General features: G+C 69.8%; 17 protein-coding genes and 1 pseudogene. 10 read left to right on the forward strand and 8 right to left on the reverse strand.

Features of this window, described 5'->3' with window-relative positions; all coding sequences use genetic code 11:
* Nucleotides 1–141: 141 nt before the first annotated feature.
* A pseudogene (locus tag F9278_RS12705) lies at nucleotides 142–723 on the forward strand (serine hydrolase); the annotation flags it as partial.
* 142 nt (nucleotides 724–865) lie between these two features.
* On the opposite strand, the gene F9278_RS12710 reads toward F9278_RS12705, so the two are convergent.
* Nucleotides 866–1,888, reverse strand: coding sequence for an NADP-dependent oxidoreductase (locus F9278_RS12710; protein WP_152168425.1), 1,023 nt, complete (start codon nucleotides 1,886–1,888; stop codon nucleotides 866–868).
* Nucleotides 1,889–2,002: 114 nt separating this feature from the next.
* On the opposite strand from F9278_RS12710, the gene F9278_RS12715 reads away from it, so the two are divergent.
* From F9278_RS12715 to F9278_RS12740, 5 genes are all read left to right on the forward strand, one after another.
* The gene (locus F9278_RS12715; RefSeq protein ID WP_152168426.1) at nucleotides 2,003–2,440 is read left to right on the forward strand and encodes a MarR family winged helix-turn-helix transcriptional regulator; all 438 of its coding nucleotides are present in this window, start codon (nucleotides 2,003–2,005) and stop codon (nucleotides 2,438–2,440) included.
* A gap of 470 nt (nucleotides 2,441–2,910) precedes the next feature.
* Nucleotides 2,911–3,417 carry a DUF4396 domain-containing protein gene (locus F9278_RS12725; RefSeq protein ID WP_152168427.1) on the forward strand — a complete coding sequence of 169 codons (507 nt, stop codon included), beginning with the start codon at nucleotides 2,911–2,913 and terminating at the stop codon, nucleotides 3,415–3,417.
* Between the two features lie 87 nt (nucleotides 3,418–3,504).
* On the forward strand, nucleotides 3,505–3,906 hold the full coding sequence (locus tag F9278_RS12730) for a DUF6153 family protein (RefSeq protein WP_193241454.1): 402 nt from the start codon (nucleotides 3,505–3,507) through the stop codon (nucleotides 3,904–3,906).
* 131 nt (nucleotides 3,907–4,037) lie between these two features.
* Nucleotides 4,038–4,748: a DUF305 domain-containing protein gene (locus tag F9278_RS12735; protein WP_193241455.1), complete on the forward strand. Its 711-nt coding sequence runs from the start codon at nucleotides 4,038–4,040 to the stop codon at nucleotides 4,746–4,748.
* 112 nt (nucleotides 4,749–4,860) lie between these two features.
* Nucleotides 4,861–5,328 (forward strand): GNAT family N-acetyltransferase, encoded by a 468-nt coding sequence (locus tag F9278_RS12740; protein WP_152168428.1) that lies wholly within the window; start codon nucleotides 4,861–4,863, stop codon nucleotides 5,326–5,328.
* A 72-nt stretch (nucleotides 5,329–5,400) separates the two neighbouring features.
* Here F9278_RS12740 and ltrA read toward each other — a convergent pair whose 3' ends face one another.
* The 7 genes from ltrA to F9278_RS12775 form a co-directional block, all read right to left on the reverse strand.
* Nucleotides 5,401–6,654: a group II intron reverse transcriptase/maturase gene (ltrA, locus tag F9278_RS12745; protein ID WP_152167255.1), complete on the reverse strand. Its 1,254-nt coding sequence runs from the start codon at nucleotides 6,652–6,654 to the stop codon at nucleotides 5,401–5,403.
* 705 nt (nucleotides 6,655–7,359) lie between these two features.
* Nucleotides 7,360–8,382 carry a galactofuranose ABC transporter, permease protein YjfF gene (gene yjfF / locus F9278_RS12750; RefSeq protein ID WP_152168429.1) on the reverse strand — a complete coding sequence of 341 codons (1,023 nt, stop codon included), beginning with the start codon at nucleotides 8,380–8,382 and terminating at the stop codon, nucleotides 7,360–7,362.
* Nucleotides 8,382–9,518 (reverse strand): ABC transporter permease, encoded by a 1,137-nt coding sequence (locus F9278_RS12755; RefSeq protein ID WP_152173827.1) that lies wholly within the window; start codon nucleotides 9,516–9,518, stop codon nucleotides 8,382–8,384. The genes yjfF and F9278_RS12755 overlap by 1 nt, the downstream gene beginning before the upstream one ends.
* An 11-nt stretch (nucleotides 9,519–9,529) precedes the next feature.
* Nucleotides 9,530–11,071, reverse strand: coding sequence for a sugar ABC transporter ATP-binding protein (locus tag F9278_RS12760; RefSeq protein ID WP_152168430.1), 1,542 nt, complete (start codon nucleotides 11,069–11,071; stop codon nucleotides 9,530–9,532).
* Nucleotides 11,072–11,167: 96 nt separating this feature from the next.
* Entirely contained in the window at nucleotides 11,168–12,178 is a 1,011-nt protein-coding gene (locus F9278_RS12765; RefSeq protein ID WP_152168431.1) for an ABC transporter substrate-binding protein, read from the reverse strand.
* Between the two features lie 160 nt (nucleotides 12,179–12,338).
* Complete coding sequence (locus F9278_RS12770; RefSeq protein WP_152168432.1) at nucleotides 12,339–13,385, reverse strand: LacI family DNA-binding transcriptional regulator; 1,047 nt, start codon at nucleotides 13,383–13,385, stop codon at nucleotides 12,339–12,341.
* 406 nt (nucleotides 13,386–13,791) lie between these two features.
* Nucleotides 13,792–14,706 (reverse strand): SCO2400 family protein, encoded by a 915-nt coding sequence (locus F9278_RS12775; RefSeq protein ID WP_152168433.1) that lies wholly within the window; start codon nucleotides 14,704–14,706, stop codon nucleotides 13,792–13,794.
* Nucleotides 14,707–14,964: 258 nt separating this feature from the next.
* Here F9278_RS12775 and F9278_RS12780 point away from each other — a divergent pair, with 258 nt between their 5' ends.
* From F9278_RS12780 to chvE, 4 genes are all read left to right on the forward strand, one after another.
* Nucleotides 14,965–16,122: a mandelate racemase/muconate lactonizing enzyme family protein gene (locus F9278_RS12780; protein ID WP_152168434.1), complete on the forward strand. Its 1,158-nt coding sequence runs from the start codon at nucleotides 14,965–14,967 to the stop codon at nucleotides 16,120–16,122.
* Complete coding sequence (locus F9278_RS12785; protein ID WP_152168435.1) at nucleotides 16,119–17,159, forward strand: zinc-dependent alcohol dehydrogenase; 1,041 nt, start codon at nucleotides 16,119–16,121, stop codon at nucleotides 17,157–17,159. Before F9278_RS12780 ends, F9278_RS12785 begins: the two co-directional genes overlap by 4 nt.
* 132 nt (nucleotides 17,160–17,291) lie before the next feature.
* The gene (locus F9278_RS12790) at nucleotides 17,292–18,260 is read left to right on the forward strand and encodes a hypothetical protein (RefSeq protein ID WP_152168436.1); all 969 of its coding nucleotides are present in this window, start codon (nucleotides 17,292–17,294) and stop codon (nucleotides 18,258–18,260) included.
* Between the two features lie 150 nt (nucleotides 18,261–18,410).
* The gene (chvE, locus tag F9278_RS12795) at nucleotides 18,411–19,526 is read left to right on the forward strand and encodes a multiple monosaccharide ABC transporter substrate-binding protein (protein ID WP_404818874.1); all 1,116 of its coding nucleotides are present in this window, start codon (nucleotides 18,411–18,413) and stop codon (nucleotides 19,524–19,526) included.
* The last annotated feature ends 19 nt before the right edge of the window (nucleotides 19,527–19,545 follow it).

Genomic DNA, 19,545 nt, shown 5'->3' on the forward strand with positions numbered 1-19,545 from the left:
CCTCTCGAGCCGACCACTCCCCCGCCCGGCGAGAACTACGAGTACGACCTGTTCGTCAACGCCCCGGGACTAAAGTCCCGGGCTTGCACAACGGGCGCCACTGGCTGTGGTGCTGCGTTTGCGTCTTGTCCCACGGTCCGCCTGGGGCTGCCGGAGGAGCACGAGCCGCGTTTCCGGACCGTCCTGCCGACCGCGCCGACGCCCGCGCAGCAGGCCGAGCTGGACGCCGTGGAGCGCGGCCCGCACACGCTGGCGTCGATCGCGTTCAACGGCCAGGTGCCGGAGCCGGGCGAGCTGACGGACTTCCCCAACGCCCGTGTCGTGCGGGCGAGCGGGCAGTCGTCGGCGGGCGGGGTCGCCTCGGCGCGCGGGCTCGCCGGGATGTACGCGGCGGCGATCAGCACGGTGGACGGCCGGCCGCCGCTGCTGAAGCCCGACACCGTCGCCGAGGTCGGCCGGATCCACTCCCTCGGCCACGACCTGGTGGCCCGTGCCCCCAAGGCGTTCGGCCTCGGCTTCCAGGCCACCGCCGAGAACCTCTACCCGTTCCTCGGCGCCGGCACGTTCGGCCACAGCGGCGCGGGCGGCTCCCAGGCCTTCGCCGACCCCCGCAGCGGCCTCGCCTACGGCTACACCCGCCGCCGTATGGCCTTCCCGGGCGGGGCGGCACCGGAGAACACGGGGCTGGTACGGGCGGTGCACCGCGCGGCGCTGGCGGTCTGAGAGGCGCACACACGAGAACGGAGCCCGCACCCCACGTCCAGGGGTGCGGACTCCGGCGTGTGCAACGAACGTGAGCGGGCGTTCGTCACGGTGGCGTCGGGCTCAATGTCGCGTCGGGCTCGGGGTCGCGTCGGGCTCGGGGTCAGAGCTTGACGATCATCTTGCCCGTGTTGTCGCCGCGCAGGACGCCGAGGAAGGCCTCCAGGTTGTTCTCGATGCCCTCGACGACGGTCTCGCGGTACTTGAGGGCGCCGGAGGCGACCCAGGGGCCGACCTCCTGGACGAACTGGGGCTGGAAGTCGTAGTGGTCGCCGACGAGGACGCCCTCGACGCGCAGGCGGTTCTGCAGGATCTTGACCATGTTGCGCGGGCCGGGGGTCGGCTCGGTCGAGTTGTACTGGGAGATCATTCCGCAGATCACGGCCCGGCCGCGCAGGTTGAGGGCGCCGATCGCGGCCTCCAGGTGCTCACCGCCGACGTTGTCGAAGTAGACGTCGATGCCGTCGGGGGCCGCCGCCTTGAGCTGCTCCCACACGGGGCCGTTCTTGTAGTTGAAGGCGGCGTCGAAGCCGTACTCCTCGACGAGCAGCTTGACCTTCTCGTCGGAGCCGGCCGAGCCGATGACGCGGGAGGCGCCCTTGAGCCTGGCGATCTGGCCGACCTGGCTGCCGACGGCACCGGCGGCGCCGGAGACGAAGACCGCGTCGCCCTCCTTGAAGGCGCCGACCCGCAGCAGACCCGCGTAGGCGGTGAGGCCGGTCATGCCGAGGACGCCGAGGTAGGTGGAGAGCGGCGCGGCGTCGGGGTCGACCTTCACGGCCTGCTTGGCGTCGAACGTGGCGTACTCGCGCCAGCCGCCGAAGTGCAGCACGTGGTCGCCGACGGCGATGTCTTCCGCCGCCGAGGCGACGACCTCGCCCACGGCCCCGCCCTGCATGACCTTGCCCAGCTCGAACGGGGCGACGTACGACTTCGCGTCGCTCATCCGACCGCGCATGTACGGGTCCACGGAGAGGTACTTGTTCCGTACGAGGACCTCACCCGCGCCGGGCTGCCGGATCTCCGCCTCGACCAGGGCGAAGTCCTCGTCCTTGGGCCAGCCCACGGGGCGGCTCAGCAGATGCCATTCACGGCTGGTGGCGGGGAGGGCGGGGGTGTCGGACATGGAGGTGGGCCTTCCTGCGGGTGCGGGGTGCATACCGTGCGGTTACTTCACTACCTGAAACAACCATGCGCTTTAATATTTCATGTTGTCAAGTAAAGAGGTAGCCTCGAAGCCATGTCCACCCAGAAGACGGCCCCCCGCATCGACCCGCTGACCATGGAGGTCGTCGAACTCATCGGCACGGTGGTGGCCCGCTACCACGAGGAGTACGAGGACGCCGCGGCCGAACACACGCTCACCGGCGCCCAGGCCCGCCTCCTGGGCCTCCTGTCCCTGGAACCGCTCCCCATGCGCCGCCTCGCCCAGAAACTCCGCTGCGAACCGTCCAACGTGACCGGGATCGTGGACCGACTGGAGGCGCGCGGCCTGGTCGAACGGCGTCCCGACCCGAACGACCGCCGTGTCAAGCTCGCGGCGGCCACGGCCGAGGGCCGCCAGGTGGCGGGCAGCCTCCGAGACTCCCTGGACTTCGCCCGCGAGCCGCTGGCCGGGCTGAGCGCCACCGAGCGGGAGTCGTTGCGGGATCTGCTGCGGCGGATGCTGGGGATGTAGGGAGCCTTCGCCCAAGCCCTGTCCGGGGACACCCCCACCCCGGGTCGGGGGTCCGCCGGATGGCCGGCGGCAGCGATGTGCAGTGATCGTGTACGGGTCACGACTGCCGGATCACGAGGTCGAACCGTGAAGCGGGCCGGCGCAGGCAGGGCCGCGGGCGCCGGGGCCGCGCGTCCGGAGCACGGGCTGATCGCGCTGCGACGGGATCCGCACCGGCGTCCCGAGGAGCCGGGGCAGGAGAGGTACACCGCCGGTGTGGTCGCCGCACGGGTCACCACGCCGCACGCCGCGTTCCCGCCCTTCAGCGGGGAGGACCTCGCGCCGGACGAGCGGGTCATCGGCGTCGGCGTACGGGGATGGCGGGGTGGATCACCGAGCGGACCCGGGGGCGACGAACGATGCACCGGATACCCCCAGGGGGTATCATCGGCCCAAGAGGAACCGCGCGGACGAGGACTCGGGAGGAACCCATGGACCACGGCGCCCATGACAGTCACGGCAGCCACAGCGGTCACGGCGATCACGGCGATCACGGGCCAGGAGCTGTCTCGTGGGGGACGGCCGTGAAGGCGACGTTGCACTGTCTGAGCGGGTGTGTCGTCGGGGAAGTGCTCGGGATGGTGGTGGGGACGGCGCTGGGGTGGGGGAATGCGCCGACCATGGTGCTGGCGATCGCGCTCGCGTTCGTGTTCGGGTACTCGTTCACGTTGTTCGCGGTGCGCGGGGCCGGGCTGGACCTCAGAGGTGCGGTGAAGGTGGCGCTGGCCGCCGACACCGTCTCGATCGCCGTGATGGAGCTGGTCGACAACGGGATCATCGCCCTCACACCGGGGGCGATGGACGCCGAGTTGTCGGACGGGCTGTTCTGGTCCGCCCTGCTGGGCGGTTTCGCGGTGGCGTTCGTGGTCACCACGCCCGTCAACAAGTGGATGATCGGCCGGGGCAAGGGGCACGCCGTCGTCCACGCCCACCACTGAGGCGACCCGCCGAGGTGTGCGGCGGGGACGGCGCCCGCCGCACGCCGACTCGGGCCGCCCGCCCTGGAGTCGGAGGGCTTCCGTAGGATGAGGGGCGTGACAGCCCGCGCACAGCGACACCACACGCGACCGCCCCTCGGGCGGTGGCGGGGGCTGCTCGTGCTCGGGCTGCTGGCCGGACTGTTCGGGATGCACGCGCTGGCACCCGGCGGTGCCGTCGGCGAACACGCCGAGCCTCGGCACCGGGTGACGGTCACGGCCGACGCCCACGAGGGGTGTCCGGGCGACTGCGGCACGGACCACGCCCAGCACGCCGACCCGACCTGTGTGTCGAGTGCGGTGAAGGACGGGCCGACACTGCCCGGTCTCGTCCCCGACCCGGTGGCCGTGCCGGTGACCGCCGACGCGGTGTGCGCGCACGCGGTCGCACCGCCGGACGGCGCACGCGCGCCCCCGTCCCTGGCGGAACTCCAACTCCTGCGGATCTAGACACCGCCACGCACCGCGCTCCCGGCCCCGACCGGCCCAGGCCCTCCGGGTCCGGCCCGGCCCGGCCCGGCGACACGGTGCGCTTCGGCACGTCCGGATCCCCACACCTTTCGCACAGCAGGAGTTCCAGCATGCGCACCACCCGTATCCGTATCCGTATCCGTACCCTCACTCGCCTCACCGCCCTGACGGGCGCGTCCGTCACCGCCGCCCTCGTGCTCGCCGCCTGCGGGAGCGACGGCGGGAGTGGTCACGACGGGGGCGGCCACGGCTCCGAGTCGGCGTCGGCATCCGCTTCGGCATCGGCGTCGGCGGGTGCCGGCGACGCGGCCGGCACCCACAACGCCCAGGACGTGGCCTTCGCGCAGGGCATGATCCCGCACCACCGGCAGGCGCTGGAGATGGCCGCGCTGGCCGCCGACCGGGCGGCCTCCGCCCAGGTCGAGGACCTCGCCGCGCGCGTGGAGAAGGCGCAGGACCCGGAGATCGAGACCATGACCGGCTGGCTGAGGGCCTGGGGCGAGGAGGTGCCGAACGGAACCGACATGCCGAGCTCCATGCCGGGCATGGAGCACTCGGGCGGCACCGGGGCGTCCGGGATGCCCGGGATGATGGACGGCCAGGACATGGCCGAGCTGGAGAAGGCGTCCGGCGCCGCCTTCGACACCCTGTTCCTGACCATGATGGTCGAACACCACGAGGGTGCCGTGGAGATGGCCACCACGGAGAAGGCCGAGGGCGAGTACGGGCCCGCCACGGCCCTGGCCGAGGATGTCGTCACCGCACAGACCGCCGAGATCACCGAGATGAACGAACTCCTCGGAAAGAGCGGCCGGGACTGACGGCCCCGCGAGGCGGGGAGGGGGCCGACATCCGCCCCCCCTCCCCGTCCCCTCCCTGTCCCCTCCACGCTCCCTCCCGCCCCCGCCGGTCCCGCCCGCTAGCATGTAATGCATGAATAGCGATGGTGACCCTTACGAGCTGACGGTGGGTGTGCCCTCCGTCGAGGAGTTCCGGCGGCTGCGCACCGATGCCGGGCTGTCCGACAAGGATCCCGGGGCGGTGGCGCTCGCCCTGCCGCAGACCTGGCACGGGGTGGTGCTCCGGCACGAGGGGCAGCCGATCGGGATGGGGCGCGTCATCGGGGACGGCGGTACCGCGTTCCAGATCGTCGACATCTGTGTGCCCCCGGCCCACCAGGGCCGGGGGCTCGGCAAGCGCGTCATGGCCGCGCTCACCGGGGAACTGGAGCGCCGGGCGCCCGCCACCGCGTACGTCTCCCTGATCGCCGACGGCCCCGCCCGCTTCCTCTACGAGAAGTTCGGCTTCGCCGACACCGCCACGCACGACTCGATCGGCATGTACCGCGTGATGCAAGGGAGTTCGGGGAGCGGCGGGGCGCGGGCGGGGGCCGAGGCATAGATCGGGTAGGAGGGACGGGTCGCCCGTCCCTCCTCCCACACCACCGGACATGCGGGTCACGCATCCGGCGGTTCACCAAGCTGGTCTCAACCGTTGCCAGGTCGGCTTGAGCATCTTCAGGCCCAGGTCGTCCCAGTAGGAGATGGGCAGTGCCCTGTCCAGAACAGGTGACTTCGCGACCCGCCAGTAGCCTTTGCTGCTGGCCGCCCATTCCCGAGCATCACGCTCACCGATCCCGAGCGCCCGCAGGTTACGACGTCTGGTCGCGTACCGTTTCCATTCCTTCCAGCGGATCTGCCGCATCCTGCGACGGAACCACTTGTCCAGCTCCTGGAACACCTTGGGAGTGTCCGCGAGCTGGAAGTAGCCCATCCAGCCTGTGGTGAAGCGGTTGATCTGCGCGATGCGGTCAGCCATCGCAACGCTCCACCGGCGCGAGGTCAGCTCCTTGAGCCGAACCTTCAGGCGTTCGACCGCCTTCGGGTCGACCCGGACCCTGACCTTCCCACCCCGGACAAAGTAGAAGCCGAACCCCAGCATCGTCATGACGGAAGCTGGGACCACCTTCGACTTCACCCGGTTGACCTTCAGTTTCAGCCGCTGCTCGACCACGGCCGTGACCGAGTCGAGCACCCTCTGAGCAGCCCGCCTGCTCCGCACGAAGATCCGCAGATCGTCGGCGTAACGTGCGAACCGGTGACCGCGCCTGAACAGTTCCCGGTCCAGGTCGTCGAGCATGATGTTCGACAGGACGGGCGAGAGCGGGGAGCCCTGCGGGGTCCCCTCCCTGCCCGGCGTCTTCACGCCGTCCACCATGACCCCGGCTTCCAGATACCTGCGAACCAGCTTCAGGACCCTGCGGTCAGTGACCTTGCGCGCGACCCGTGCCATCAGGACATCGTGCTGGACCCGGTCGAAGAACCGGTCCAGATCAAGGTCCACGACCCACCGGTTGCCGTCCTCGATGGCACGCCGCGCGACCCTGACCGCCTGATGGGCGGACCGGCCGGGACGGAACCCGAAGGACGACCCCGAAAAACCAGGATCGAAAATGGGCACGAGCACCTGCGCGACGGCCTGCTGGATCAAGCGGTCCAGCACCCGCGGCACCCCCAGCATCCGCTCACCGCCGCCAGGCTTCGGGATGATCACCTGACGGACCGGCGCCGGCCGGTAGATGCCCGCATCGAGTTCGGCCCGGACCTCGGGCCAGTGCACCGCGATCCACGGCCTGAGTTCGGCCGTGGTCATACCGTCCACCCCGGGAGCACCCCGGTTCACCTCGACACGGTTGAGCGCCGCGAGCAGGTTCTCCTTCGAGAGCATCAACTCCCAAAGCGAGGAACGCTGTTCGCGGTGAACGTCCTCCGTGGAGTGCGCCGACCGGCCACTACGCTCCGCCGTGGGCTCCGCCGGATGCACCGGCTCCTCCCCCCGCGGCACCGCCGAAGCAGTGTTGCTGCGGTCCCTGTGACCAGCACGAGCAACCACCACATCACCCGTTCCACTCGATGTTCAGCCCTTCCCAGCCACCGTGCCCATCCCGGCTGGTACTACGGCCTCTGCTGACTTCTGCCCGGTCAGCCCGCACCTTCCAGCACGGACCGTCGGCGCGGCGACATCTTCAGCACAACCGACACCCGGACAGATCTCCCCAGGTAAGAACGATCACTGTCCCTGGATCCCCGCCGCGTCTACGCACTGGCCTTCTTGGCAGTGACGGGCTTCACCTTCGCGTGCAGGCTCACCCGACCAGTACGCCTCATACACGGTTCGTGTTCCTCGGTACCCAGGTCTCGCCTCGGGCTTCCTCCAGACCCCACCTCACGATGACGCCCTTGCCTCCGGCTCGGGGTTAGCACCACCTCTTCCCCCAGGGGACTTCCACCCCCAAGCAACCGCCCATGCTGGGCGCACACGCGGGGGACGCCCGCCCTCGTGGGGCGGGCGTCCCCCGCCGCTCGGGTCCGCTCGGGTCCGCTCGGGTCCGCTCGGGTCCGCTCGGATCAGTGGGATCCGCTCAGGTCACGGTCATGTCTGCTTGCGTGCCGTCATCGCCCGCTGGATGAGGATGAAGGCGCAGAGGAGCACGCCCGTGGCGATCTTCGTCCACCAGGAGCTGAGGGTGCCCTCGAACTGGATGATGCTCTTGATCAGGCCCAGGACGAGCACACCGAAGAGGGTGCCGAGGACATAGCCGGAGCCGCCCGTGAGGAGCGTGCCGCCGATGACGGTCGCGGCGATCGCGTCGAGTTCCATGCCGACGGCGTGCAGCGGGTCACCGGACTGGATGTACAGCATGAACAGCAGGCCGGCCAGGGCCGAGCAGAAGCCGCTCACCGTGTACACGGCGATCTTGGTGCCGCCCTGCGGGAGACCCATCAGCATGGCCGACTGCTCGTTGCCGCCGATGGCGTACACCCGGCGTCCGAAGCGGGTGTAGTGCAGCACGTAGAACGCGATGGCGATGGCGACCAGGGCCGCGACCGCGCCGATCGACAACTCCCCCAGCCCGAGCGACACCCGCGTCTGGGCGAGGCTGCTCACCGAGGAGTCGCTGATCGAGATCGACTCCTTGCTGATGACCAGGCAGAGACCGCGGAAGAGGAAGAGCCCGGCGAGGGTCACGATGAACGGCTGGATCTCGAAGTTCTGGATCACATAGCCCATCAGGAACCCGCCGAACGCGCCGACGCCCAGGGCGAGGAGGACGGCGAGCGGCAGCGGCACCCCCTGGCGCTCCACCAGCCAGGCGGTGAACATCGTGGTGAAGCCGATCACCGAGCCGACGGACAGGTCGATGCCGCCGGACAGGATGACGAAGGTGACACCGACGGCGGCGACCAGCAGATAGCCGTTGTCGATGAAGAGGTTGAGGAAGACCTGCGGTTCGCCGAAGCCGTAGTTCTGGTAGCGGCTCAGGCCCGCGATGTACATCGTGAGGAAGAGCGCGGCGGTGACCAGGACGGGCAGCCGGCGGTCGCCGAGCACCTGCGCGGCCTTCGACGGCGTACGGCTGTCCGGGGCCGCGGGGGTCTTGGTGGTCGCGGTCATCACGACACCTCCATCTTGGGGGCCGCGTCGGCGGGCGCCGCGGGGGTCTTCACCGGAGCCGCGGGCGACGTACCCGTACCGCCGCCGCGCGCACCGGACTTGGGGCCGAACCGGGCGCCGAAGACCTTCGCGCGGAACTTCGGGGACTGGAGCAGGCAGACGACGATGACGACGGCGGCCTTGAAGACCAGGTTGGTCTGGGTGGGCACGCCGATCGTGTAGATCGTGGTGGTGAGGGTCTGGATGACCAGGGCGCCGATCACCGTGCCGCCGATGGAGAACCGGCCGCCGAGCAGGGACGTGCCGCCGATGACGACCGCGAGGATCGCGTCCAGCTCGATCCACAGGCCGGCGTTGTTGCCGTCCGCGGCCGAGGTGTTGGAGCTGATCATCAGGCCCGCGATGCCCGCGCAGAGGGCGCAGAAGACGTACACCATGATCTTGATGCGGCGGGAGCGGATGCCGACCAGGCGGCTGGCCTCGGCGTTGCCGCCGACGGACTCGACGAGGAGGCCGAGGGCCGTCTTGCGGGTCAGGGCCACGGTGACGGCGACGACGGCGGCCACCACGAAGATGGAGAAGGGCAGCGTCAGCCAGTAGCCGCCGCCGATCAGCTTGTACGGCTCGCTGTTGATGGTGATGATCTGGCCGTCGGTGATCAGCTGGGCGACACCCCGGCCCGCGACCATGATGATCAGCGTGGCGATGATCGGCTGGATGCCCATCCGGGCGACCAGGAAGCCGTTCCAGAGGCCGCAGACGACCGCCGCCACCAGGCCGATGCCCATCGCCAGGAAGACTCCGGCCAGCGCGTTCTGGTCGGCCTGGTCGCTGATGTACGAGCAGGTCAGGGCGCCGGTGATGGCGACGACCGCGCCGACCGAGAGGTCGATGCCGCCGGTGGCGATGACCAGGGTCATCCCGACGGCCACCAGGATCAGGGGCGAGCCGAAGAGCACGATCGAGACGAGGCTGCCGTAGAGGTGGCCGTCCGTCATCTTGATCGAGAAGAAGTCGGGGGTGAAGGGGACGTTGATCAGCAGCAGGGCTATCAGGACCGCTACGGGCCAGAACAGGTGGTGGTGTGTCAGCGCCCGCCAGCGGGATGCCGTGCCGGTCGTGGCCGTCGTCGCCACAGGTGGGGTGCTCACTGGTTCTCTCCGTGTTCGCCGCTCGCGATGGTCTCCAGGATCCTGCTGGTGGTGATCTCCGGCCCGTTGGTGAGCTTCGCCACCAGCTTGCGGTCGCGCAGCACGCCGATGGTGTGGCTGAGGCGCAGGACCTCCTCCAGCTCGGCCGCGATGTAGAGGACGGACATGCCGTCCTCGGAGAGGGAGACGACCAGTTTCTGGATCTCGGCCTTGGCGCCGATGTCGATGCCGCGCGTGGGCTCGTCGAGGATCAGCAGCTTGGGCTGGGTGATCAGCCAGCGGGCGAGGAGCACCTTCTGCTGGTTGCCGCCGCTCAACTGGCCGACGCGGGCCTCGGGGTTGGCGGGCCGGATGTCGAGGGCCTTGATGTACTTGGCGACCAGTTCGTCGCGCTGGGCGGCCGGGATGGGCCGGGTCCAGCCGCGGGACGCCTGGAGGGCCAGGATGATGTTCTCGCGGACCGTCAGATCGGGGACCAGGCCCTCGGTCTTGCGGTTCTCCGAGCAGAACGCGACCCCGGCGCCGATGGCGTCGTTCGGGGCGCTCATGGAGACCTGTCTGCCGCCCACGGTGACCTTGCCGCTGTCGGGCTGGTCGGCGCCGAAGAGCAGCCGGGCGAGTTCGGTGCGGCCCGAACCGAGCAGGCCGGCGAGGCCCACGACCTCGCCCTTCTTGATGTCCAGGTCGAAGGGGGCGATACCGCCCGTGCGGCCGAGGCCGTCCGCGTGCAGCAGGGTCTCGCCGACGTCGGCGTGCAGCTGCTGCTCGTGCAGCTCCTCCAGCTGGTCCAGGTCCTTGCCGATCATCAGCTGGATCAGACCGACCTGGTCGAGTTCGCTGACCAGGTGCTCGCCGACGAGGGTGCCGTTGCGCAGGACGGTCATCCGGTCGCAGATCTCGTAGATCTGGTCGAGGAAGTGGGAGACGAAGAGGATCGCCACCCCCTCGTCCTTCAACCGGCGCATCAGCCGGAAGAGTTCGAGGACCTCGTCGCGGTCGAGGCTGGACGTCGGCTCGTCGAGGACGAGCACCTTGGTGCCCTTGCCCTCGGTGTCGCCGGTGCCCACCGACCGTACGATCGCGACCAGTTGCTGCACGGCCAGCGGGTACGAGGAGAGCGGGGCCGTCACGTCGATGTCGAGGCCGAGCCGGTCGACCAGCTCCGCGGCCTCCTTGCGCAGCCGCTTCCACTGGATGCGGCCGAAGCGGGTGGGCTCGCGGCCGATGAAGATGTTCTCCGCCACCGAGAGGTTGGGGCAGAGGTTGACCTCCTGGTAGACCGTGTTGATGCCGGCCTGCTGCGCCTGCAGCGGGCTGGCGAAGCGTACGGACCCGCCGTCGAGGGTGATCGTGCCGCCGTCCAGGGTGTAGACCCCGGTGAGCACCTTGATCAGGGTGGACTTGCCGGCGCCGTTCTCGCCCATCAGAGCGTGTATCTCGCCGGGGAAGAGCCGGAAGTCGACGCCCGACAGAGCCCGTACCCCCGGAAACTCCTTGACTATGCCCGTCATCTCCAGGACGGGCCGCGGCTCTGCCATGGCAGCGCTCCTAAGCAAAATCATCGTGGTGTGCAGGCCCGCAGGGAGCCCCGGGTGCCCGACGGGGGGTCGGACGGGGGCTCCCTGCCGGTGGGGTCAGTACTTGCGGGTGGGGAGGGCGTCCTTGGCCTGGTCCTGCGTGAAGTCGCTCTCCTTGGTCTTGATCCAGCGCTCGACCGTGCCGCCGTCGTGGACCGTCTGGACGACCTCCATCAGCTGGGGGCCGAGCAGCGGGTTGCACTCGACGATGGCGTTGATCTTGCCCTCGGACATGGCCACGAAGCCGTCCTTCACACCGTCGACCGAGACGATGAGGATGTCCTTGCCGGGCTTCTTGCCGGCCGCCTCGATGGACTGGATGGCGCCGATGGCCATGTCGTCGTTGTGCGCGTAGAGCACGTTGATGTCCGGGTTGGACTGCAGGAAGGCGGCCATGACCTGCTTGCCGCCGGCCCGGGTGAAGTCACCGGTCTGGGTGACGACGATCTCCCAGTCGTCCTTGTGCTCGGCGTCCATGACCTCCTTGAAGCCCTTGGCGCGCTCGATCGCGGGGGCGGCACCGGTGGTGCCCTCCAGCTGGGCGATCTTCACCTTGCCCTTGTGGCCGGCCGTCTCCAGGACCTTCTCCAGGATCTTGGCGGCGCGGCGGCCCTCGTCGGTGAAGTCGGAGCCGACCAGGGTGACGTACAGGGACTCGTCGGAGGTCTCGACGGAGCGGTCGGTGAGGACGACCGGGATCTTCGCCGCCTTGGCCTCCTTGAGGACCGCGTCCCAGCCGGTGACGACCACCGGCGAGAAGGCGATGACGTCGACCTTCTGCGCGATGTAGCTGCGGATCGCGGAGATCTGGTTCTCCTGCTTCTGCTGCGCGTCGGAGAACTTGAGGGTGTAACCCGCCTCCTTGGCCGCCGACTTCACCGAGTCGGTGTTGGCGCTGCGCCAGCCGCTCTCCGAGCCGACCTGGGAGAAGCCGAGGGTGATCTTCTTGCTGCCGCCGCCGGAGGAGTCCGAACCGGTGGAGCTGTCGTCCTCCTTGGCACAGGCCGTCAGACCGGCCGCAGCCGCCACGCCGACCGCCGCGGTGAGGAAGTTACGTCTGTTGAGCATGTCTTCTCCTTTGAAGAGCCGGTCCGGGAACGGACCGCTGGTACTCGTGGTGGACCGGCCGCACTGCGTTCAACCTGTCGGACTGCGTCCAACCTGTCGATCATCGTTCGAAATGTCGGCCATGCTGAGGGTGAGTGACGCTGAGGTGCTCGATGCCGCGTCAACCCGGAGGGCTCGCCGGCTGGGGAAGGTACGGGAAGGTACTGGCGCGGACGACGAGTTGGGGTTCGATGGCGATCCGGGACGGCCCGGCAGGGGTCCGGCCCTCGATCAGGTCGAGCAGCAGGGCGATACCGCGCCGGCCCACCGTGGTGAAGTCCTGCCGGACGGTGGTGAGGGGCGGGGCGAAGAACTCCGACTCCGGGATGTCGTCGAAGCCGACCACCGCGACGTCCTGGGGTGTGCGTACGCCCGCCTCCCGCAGCGCGCGCAACACCCCCAGTGCCATCTGGTCGTTGGCGACGAAGACGGCGGTCAGACCGCGGCCCACCCAGCCGGCCAGTTCCTGGCCCGCCCGGTAGCCCGACAACGGACTCCAGTCCCCGCGCAGCGGCTGCGGCGGTTCGACGCCGGCCTCTTCGAGGGTGGCCCGCCAGCCGACCGTACGGTCCGCCGCCTCCTGCCAGTCCTCGGGTCCGGCGAGGTGCCAGACCCTGCGGTGGCCCGCGGCGAGCAGATGGCCGGTGGCCAGCCGCGCGCCCAGTTCCTGGTCCACGTTGACGCTGGGGATCTCGGAACCGGAGCCGGTGCCGACGGCCACCACCGGGAAGGGGTGGCGGAGTTCGGCGAGGGCGGAGACCGCCGAGCGCTGCGGGGCGAGGGCGATCACTCCCTCCACACCGCCGTCGCTGAGACGGTCGACGGCCTCCGAGAGCGTCTCCACGGTCAGTTCGCGCAGACTGACCGTCGAGACGAGATACCCCTCGGCGCGGGCCGCCTCCTCCAGCGCGAACAGGGTGCTGGCGGGGCCGTAGAGCGTGGTGTTCGAGGCGACCACGCCCAGGGTCTGGGTGCGCCGGGTCACCAGGGCCCGTGCGGAGGAGTTGCGGCGGTAGCCCATCTCCTCGATCGCGCGCTGCACCCTGACCCGGGTCTCGTCCTTCACGTTGGGGTGGTCCCCCAGGACGCGGGAGACGGTCTGGTGGGAGACACCTGCCTGGCGTGCCACGTCGGCCATGGTGGGCGGCCGGAGCTGCGAGTGGGTCACGGCCGCACCTCCTCGGTGGTCGACGGTGGACGGGTTGGTGGTGCGGACGGGTCCGGTGTTGCCGACAACTCGCCTGTCGTGGACGAGTCCGGTGCGGCGGGCGGATGGTTCCGCGCCGTCGGCTTCACGCCGGAATTCCGAAAAGCCCCAGGTAGGCCACTGGTAAGGCGAGTTGGGGCGCTGCTGGCACGGCGCTCGTACCTCCTCGGATGCCCTGGGGCGTCGACTGGTGAATGCGGAGGTCATTGTGAGCGCTAACAATTCATGGCGGTCAAGAGGGCTGCGTCAGGGAAGTCGTCACGGTTGAGTAACGCGCGGTTCACACAGGGCGCCGGGAGGCCGGGTCGGACATGCCGGAGCCCCCGGGCGATGACCCCTGCCCGGGGGCTCCGACCTGCGGTTATCGCTACGAGCACCACCACAGGAACTGCTTGCAGGTCGCCGAGGGACTGGGCTCGGGAGCCGGCTCGTCGGCGGTCGGTTCGGTGGTCGGGGTGTCGGTGTCCTCGGGGCCGGCGGTGGGGTCCTGAGCCGTGGGGGCCGGGGTCGCGGAGGCGTCGGAGGCCGAGCGGTCCTTGGGCTTGTCCTCGTCCTCGGCGGCGTCCTCGTCCGCGGACTTCTCGGACTCGGAGGCCGACGGGGAGGCCGACTTGTCCGGCTTCTTCCCGTCCTTCCCGGCGTCGTCGGCGGTGCCGGAGCCGTCGCCGGCGTCTTCGGCGCCGTCGGTCGTGGCCGACGGGGACACGTCGGAGACGTCGTCCACGACAGCCGCGCGGGGCTCCCGCGGGGGTGCCTCCATGCCGAGTTCGGCGAGGCTCAGTCCGGCCGCGGCGAGCAGCAACCCGGCTCCGGCCAGCAGCACGCGCCGGCGCCGACGGCGATGGGCCGCGGCCTTGCGGTCGCGGCGTCCGGCCCGCGCGTTCCGGCCGAGCCCCCGGGACCGGGACCGGCGTCCGCCACCCGTGACCTCGGAGGCGTCGGGGGTGTCGGGGTCGGCGGGGGTGTCGGCCTCGTCGAGGGCGTCGGCGTCCTCGGGGGCACCGTCCTCGGCCGCACCGCCCCGGTCGGCGCGCTCCACCCGAGCGCCCCGGCCACGGCCACGGCCTCGCCCCCGGGCGCGGCGGCCACCGCTCGGCTCGCCGAAGGCGCCGGGGACGTCGCCGGCATCACCCCCGGCCGGGCCGTCGCGTTCGTCCGGGGCCATGTCGTCCCGGGCGGCCGACGCGTCCGCGTGGGCCCGGCATTCTTCGGCCGACGCGCCGCACCCCGAGCAGGAGAGGGCGCCATTGAGGTGCCGTTGGCACGGGTGGCAGTAATCCATGACGCCGGAAGATTATGTTCCGCAGCGGTGACGTTCCCGGGTGGGCCCGTGAAGGTTGTGTGGGGGCCTCGTGGACCGGCCCGCCGGGCGCGGTACGGTCCGGATCATTTGCGCGCGATCCCGGCCATCGCCGCCATCGACGCGAAACCGTTGTGCGTTCGACCCATTGACACTCCGACCGGGTCGTCCTTACTGTCGCGACCAGCATTTCGAACGAGCGACGAAATTTCGAACAGACCACAGAGGACAGGGAGTACCGTGCGCATCACGGGAATCAGCACGCACGTGGTCGGGACGCCGTGGCGAAACCTGACCTACGTCCTGGTGCACACCGACGAGGGGCTCACCGGCGTCGGCGAGACCCGCATGCTGGGCCACACCGACGCGCTGCTCGGCTATCTGCACGAGGCGAAGACCAACCACATTCTCGGCTCCGACCCGTTCGCTGTCGAGGATCTCGTCAAGCGGATGAAGTACGGCGACTACGGCCGGGCCGGCGAGATCGTGATGTCCGGCATCGCCGTCATCGAGATGGCCTGCTGGGACATCAAGGGCAAGGCCCTCGGCGTGCCGGTCTGGCAGCTGCTCGGCGGCAAGGTCACCGACAAGGTCAAGGCGTACGCCAACGGCTGGTACACCACCGAGCGCACCCCCGAGGCCTACCACAAGGCGGCGAAGGGGGTCATCGAGCGCGGTTACAAGGCGCTCAAGATCGACCCCTTCGGGACCGGCCACTTCGAGCTGGACCACGAGCAGAGCCTGTACGCGGTCTCCCTGATCGAGGCCGTGCGCGACGCCATCGGGCCGGACGCCGAGCTGATGCTGGAGATGCACGGCCGGTTCTCGCCCTCGACCGCCGTGCGGCTCGCCAAGGACCTGGCGCCCTTCAAGCCCGCGTGGCTGGAGGAGCCGTGCCCGCCGGAGAACCTGAAGGCGCTGGAGAAGGTCGCCGCCAAGGTGGACATCCCGGTGGCCACCGGTGAGCGCATCCACGACCGGATCGAGTTCCGGGAGCTCTTCGAGAGCCAGGCCGTGGACATCATCCAGCCCGATGTCGGCCACATCGGCGGCATCTGGGAGACCCGCAAGCTGGCCGCGACCGCCGAGACCCACTACACGCTGGTCGCGCCGCACAACGTGGGCGGTCCGGTGCTCACCGCGGCCTCCCTCCAGGTCGGCTTCACCTCCCCGAACTTCAAGATCCTGGAGCACTTCAACGACTTCGCGGACGCGGAGATCAAGAAGATCGTCTCGGGTGCGCCGGAGGTCATCGACGGCTACTTCCACCTCTCCGACAAGCCCGGCCTCGGGGTCGAGCTGGACGTGGACGCGGCGGCGGAGTTCCCGCAGCAGCAGGCCCGGTTCGACCTGTGGGCCGAGGGCTGGGAGCAGCGCAAGCCCAAGGGGACCGAGTGAGCGCCTCGCCCGACGCGGCCGACGCCGGCTCCCCGGCCGCCGCCGTCGTCATCGAGGCACCGGGCGAGCACCGGCTCGTCCCGCACGAGGCCCGGCGGCCGGAGGCCGGCGAGGCCCTGGTCCGGGTGCACGCCTCCGGGATCTGCGGCAGCGACCGCGAGGTCTTCCAGGGCAACCGGCCCGAGGGGTACGTCCGTTACCCCCTGACCCCGGGCCACGAGTGGTCCGGGACGGTCACCGCCGTGGGTGCCGGTGTTCCTTCAACTCTTGTAGGGCGCAAGGTAGTTGGCGAGGGTTTCCGCAACTGCCAGGTCTGCGACCGCTGTCACGCGGGCGAGACCACGCTGTGCTCGGCCGGGTACGAGGAGACCGGGTTCACCCAGCCCGGCGCGATGGCCACGACCCTCACACTGCCCGCCCGTCTGCTGCACGTCCTGCCGGACGACGCGGATCTGACGGCGGCGGCGCTGCTGGAGCCGGCCGCGTGCATCGCCGCCGCCGCGCTCAAGGCGAACGCCGTCCCGGGCGAGCGGGTCGCCGTGGTGGGCACCGGAACGCTCGGCATGTTCGCCGTTCAGTTCTTGAAGGCGGCCTCCCCCGCCGAGCTGCTCGTCGTGGGCACCCGTCCGGACCGTGCGGAGCTGTCGAAGCGGTTCGGCGCCACGGACTTCCGTACCAAGGACCAGGAGCTGCCGGGCGACTTCGACGTCGTCATCGAGACCGCCGGGTCCGCGGACGCGGCGCGCACGGCCGCCGCCCTGCTGCGGCGCGGCGGGCGGCTGGTCCTCACCGGCATCCCGGCGCCGGGCGCGGACGGGCTCGACCCGACGGATCTCGTCGTACGGCAGCTGGAGGTGCACACGGTGTTCGGCGCGGCGCCGGACGCCTGGGCGCACACCGTGCGGGTCTTCGGGGCCGGACTGCTGGACCCGCTGCCGCTCGTCACGCACGAGCTGCCGCTGGAGGAGTTCTCGCAGGCCATCGAGCTGGTGGGGTCGGGCGACCCGACCGTCGGAAAGGTCCTGCTGCGGCCATGACACACCCCTGAGCCGTACGCCGGTACGGGGCACCTGACGACTTCGTACCGGCGTACACCCAAGAGCTTTGTGCACCAAGAGCCGCGAACCTTGTCCGAAATATCGAATCTGATCGCAGCAGAAGGACAGCTTGTGACCGACACCACCGCTCCGGCGCCGCGCCGACCCGGCGAGCAGGCCCTCGCCGCGCTCGGGCTGAACGCACCCGCACTCGACCCTTCCGACGCCTCCCCGCACACCTTCCCCGAAGGCGGGCGCTGGCGCACCGAGGTGCCCTCCGTGGAGGGGCCCGAGGCGCTCGCCGTGGTCCTCAAGGAGGCCTCGCGGCTCGACGTACCGATCCACCGGATCAGCCAGGGCAGCGGTGTCTGGATGCTCACCGACGCCGAGATCACCGAGATGGTGGAGGCGACGGCCGAGCGCGACATCGAGCTCTGCCTGTTCACCGGCCCGCGCGGCACCTGGGACATCGGCGGCTCCACCCGTACCGACTCCAAGGGCGCGGGCCTGCGGGCGCGCGGCCACGACGCGGTCGCCGGCTGCGTGGAGGACGCCGTGCGCGCGACCGAGCTGGGCGTCAAGTGCCTGCTCGTCGCCGACGAGGGCGTGCTGTGGACGCTGCACAGGGCCCGCGTGGAGGGCATCCTGCCCGCCGACACGACCTTCAAGGTGTCGGCGCTGATCGGACCGGTCAACCCGACCGCGTACGCCGTGTACGAGAACCTCGGCGGCGACTCGATCAACGTGCCCAGCGATCTGACGCTCGATCACCTCACGGAGATCCGGCGGGTGTCGGGGGCTCCGATGGACATGTACATCGAGGCACCGGACGACCTCGGCGGCTATGTGCGGATGTACGAGGTCGCCGAGCTGATCCGGCGCGGCGCGCCGATCTATCTGAAGTTCGGCCTGTCGAAGGCGCCCGGGATCTACCCCTACGGGCACCACATGCGCGACCTCACGCTGTCCACGGCCAAGGAGCGCGTACGGCGCGGTCGGCTCGCCCTGGACCTGCTCGCGCGGCACGGCGCGGACGGCGACATGGCGCCGCTCGGCTCGCGGCTGCCGGGCGCTTTGAAGCGATTCGGAACACCCGCTTAACACGCGCGCATAACGTTCCGGACAACTGGCTTCACAGACCAACACACGGTCGCACAGAATCCCCCACATCTTCTCTGGCGTCCTGTCGGCTCATGAAGCGCCGTCCCCGCCAGAACGTTCCAGGCCTTCAAGACATCAAGGATGATGATCATGCGCAGTCGCCGAGCCGCACTCGCCGCCATAGCCTCCGCCGCGTCCCTGGCACTGACCCTGTCCGCGTGCGGCCAGAGCGGCTCGGGCGGCAGCGAGGAGAAGTCCTCGGGCAGCACCAAGGGCGCCACCATCGGTATCGCGATGCCGACCAAGTCCTCGGAGCGCTGGATCGCCGACGGCAAGAACGTCGTCGAGAACCTGGAGGCCAAGGGCTACAAGACCCAGCTGGTCTACGGCGAGGACCAGCCCGAGACCCAGGTCTCGCAGATCGAGACCCTGATCTCCCAGAACGTCAAGGCGCTGATCATCGCGGCGATCGACAACAAGTCGCTCGAAAACGTGCTCCAGCAGGCCAAGGAAGCGAACATCCCGGTCATCTCCTACGACCGGCTGATCCTCGGCAGCGAGAACGTCGACTACTACGCCTCCTTCGACAACACCAAGGTCGGCGAGCTCCAGGCCAACTACATTGTCGAGAAGCTGGGCCTCGCGGACGGCTCCAAGAAGGGCCCCTTCAACATAGAGCTGTTCGCCGGCTCCAACGACGACAACAACACCAAGTACTTCTTCAACGGCGCGATGAGCGTGCTCCAGCCGTACATCGACGACAAGAAGCTCGTCGTCCAGTCCCAGCAGACCAAGCTCACCCAGGTCACCACCCTGCGCTGGGACGGCGCCACCGCCCAGGGCCGCATGGACGACATCCTCACCGCCTCGTACAAGACCGAGAAGGTCGACGCGGTGCTCTCGCCGTACGACGGCATCTCCATCGGCATCCTGTCGGCGCTGAAGTCCGACGGCTACGGCACCAAGAGCAAGCCCCTGCCGGTCCTCACCGGCCAGGACGCCGAGCTGGCCTCGGTGAAGTCGATCATCGCGGGCGACCAGACGCAGACTGTCTACAAGGACCTGCGTGAGCTGGCCAAGGTCACCTCGAACATGGTCGACGCCGTGCTGAACGACAAGAAGGTCGAGACCAACGACACCACGACGTACGACAACGGCGCCAAGGTCGTCCCGGCCTACCTGCTGGAGCCGGTGAGCGTCGACAAGACCAACTACCAGAAGGTCCTCGTCGACGGCGGCTACTACACGGCCGACCAGCTCAAGTAAGCGTCGACCCTCACGGATT

Origin of the sequence: Streptomyces phaeolivaceus (assembly GCF_009184865.1) — a bacterium.
GTDB lineage: Bacteria > Actinomycetota > Actinomycetes > Streptomycetales > Streptomycetaceae > Streptomyces > Streptomyces phaeolivaceus.

Excerpts from the sequence above, each read along its gene's own strand:
- F9278_RS12710 (WP_152168425.1), bottom strand. The coding sequence starts at position 1,888 with ATGTCCGACACCCCCGCCCTCCCCGCCACCAGCCGTGAATGGCATCTG.
- F9278_RS12715 (WP_152168426.1), top strand. The coding sequence starts at position 2,003 with ATGTCCACCCAGAAGACGGCCCCCCGCATCGACCCGCTGACCATGGAG.
- F9278_RS12725 (WP_152168427.1), top strand. The coding sequence starts at position 2,911 with ATGGACCACGGCGCCCATGACAGTCACGGCAGCCACAGCGGTCACGGC.
- F9278_RS12730 (WP_193241454.1), top strand. The coding sequence starts at position 3,505 with ATGAGGGGCGTGACAGCCCGCGCACAGCGACACCACACGCGACCGCCC.
- F9278_RS12735 (WP_193241455.1), top strand. The coding sequence starts at position 4,038 with ATGCGCACCACCCGTATCCGTATCCGTATCCGTACCCTCACTCGCCTC.
- F9278_RS12740 (WP_152168428.1), top strand. The coding sequence starts at position 4,861 with ATGAATAGCGATGGTGACCCTTACGAGCTGACGGTGGGTGTGCCCTCC.
- ltrA (WP_152167255.1), bottom strand. The coding sequence starts at position 6,654 with ATGCTCTCGAAGGAGAACCTGCTCGCGGCGCTCAACCGTGTCGAGGTG.
- yjfF (WP_152168429.1), bottom strand. The coding sequence starts at position 8,382 with ATGACCGCGACCACCAAGACCCCCGCGGCCCCGGACAGCCGTACGCCG.
- F9278_RS12760 (WP_152168430.1), bottom strand. The coding sequence starts at position 11,071 with ATGGCAGAGCCGCGGCCCGTCCTGGAGATGACGGGCATAGTCAAGGAG.
- F9278_RS12765 (WP_152168431.1), bottom strand. The coding sequence starts at position 12,178 with ATGCTCAACAGACGTAACTTCCTCACCGCGGCGGTCGGCGTGGCGGCT.
- F9278_RS12775 (WP_152168433.1), bottom strand. The coding sequence starts at position 14,706 with ATGGATTACTGCCACCCGTGCCAACGGCACCTCAATGGCGCCCTCTCC.
- chvE (WP_404818874.1), top strand. The coding sequence starts at position 18,411 with ATGCGCAGTCGCCGAGCCGCACTCGCCGCCATAGCCTCCGCCGCGTCC.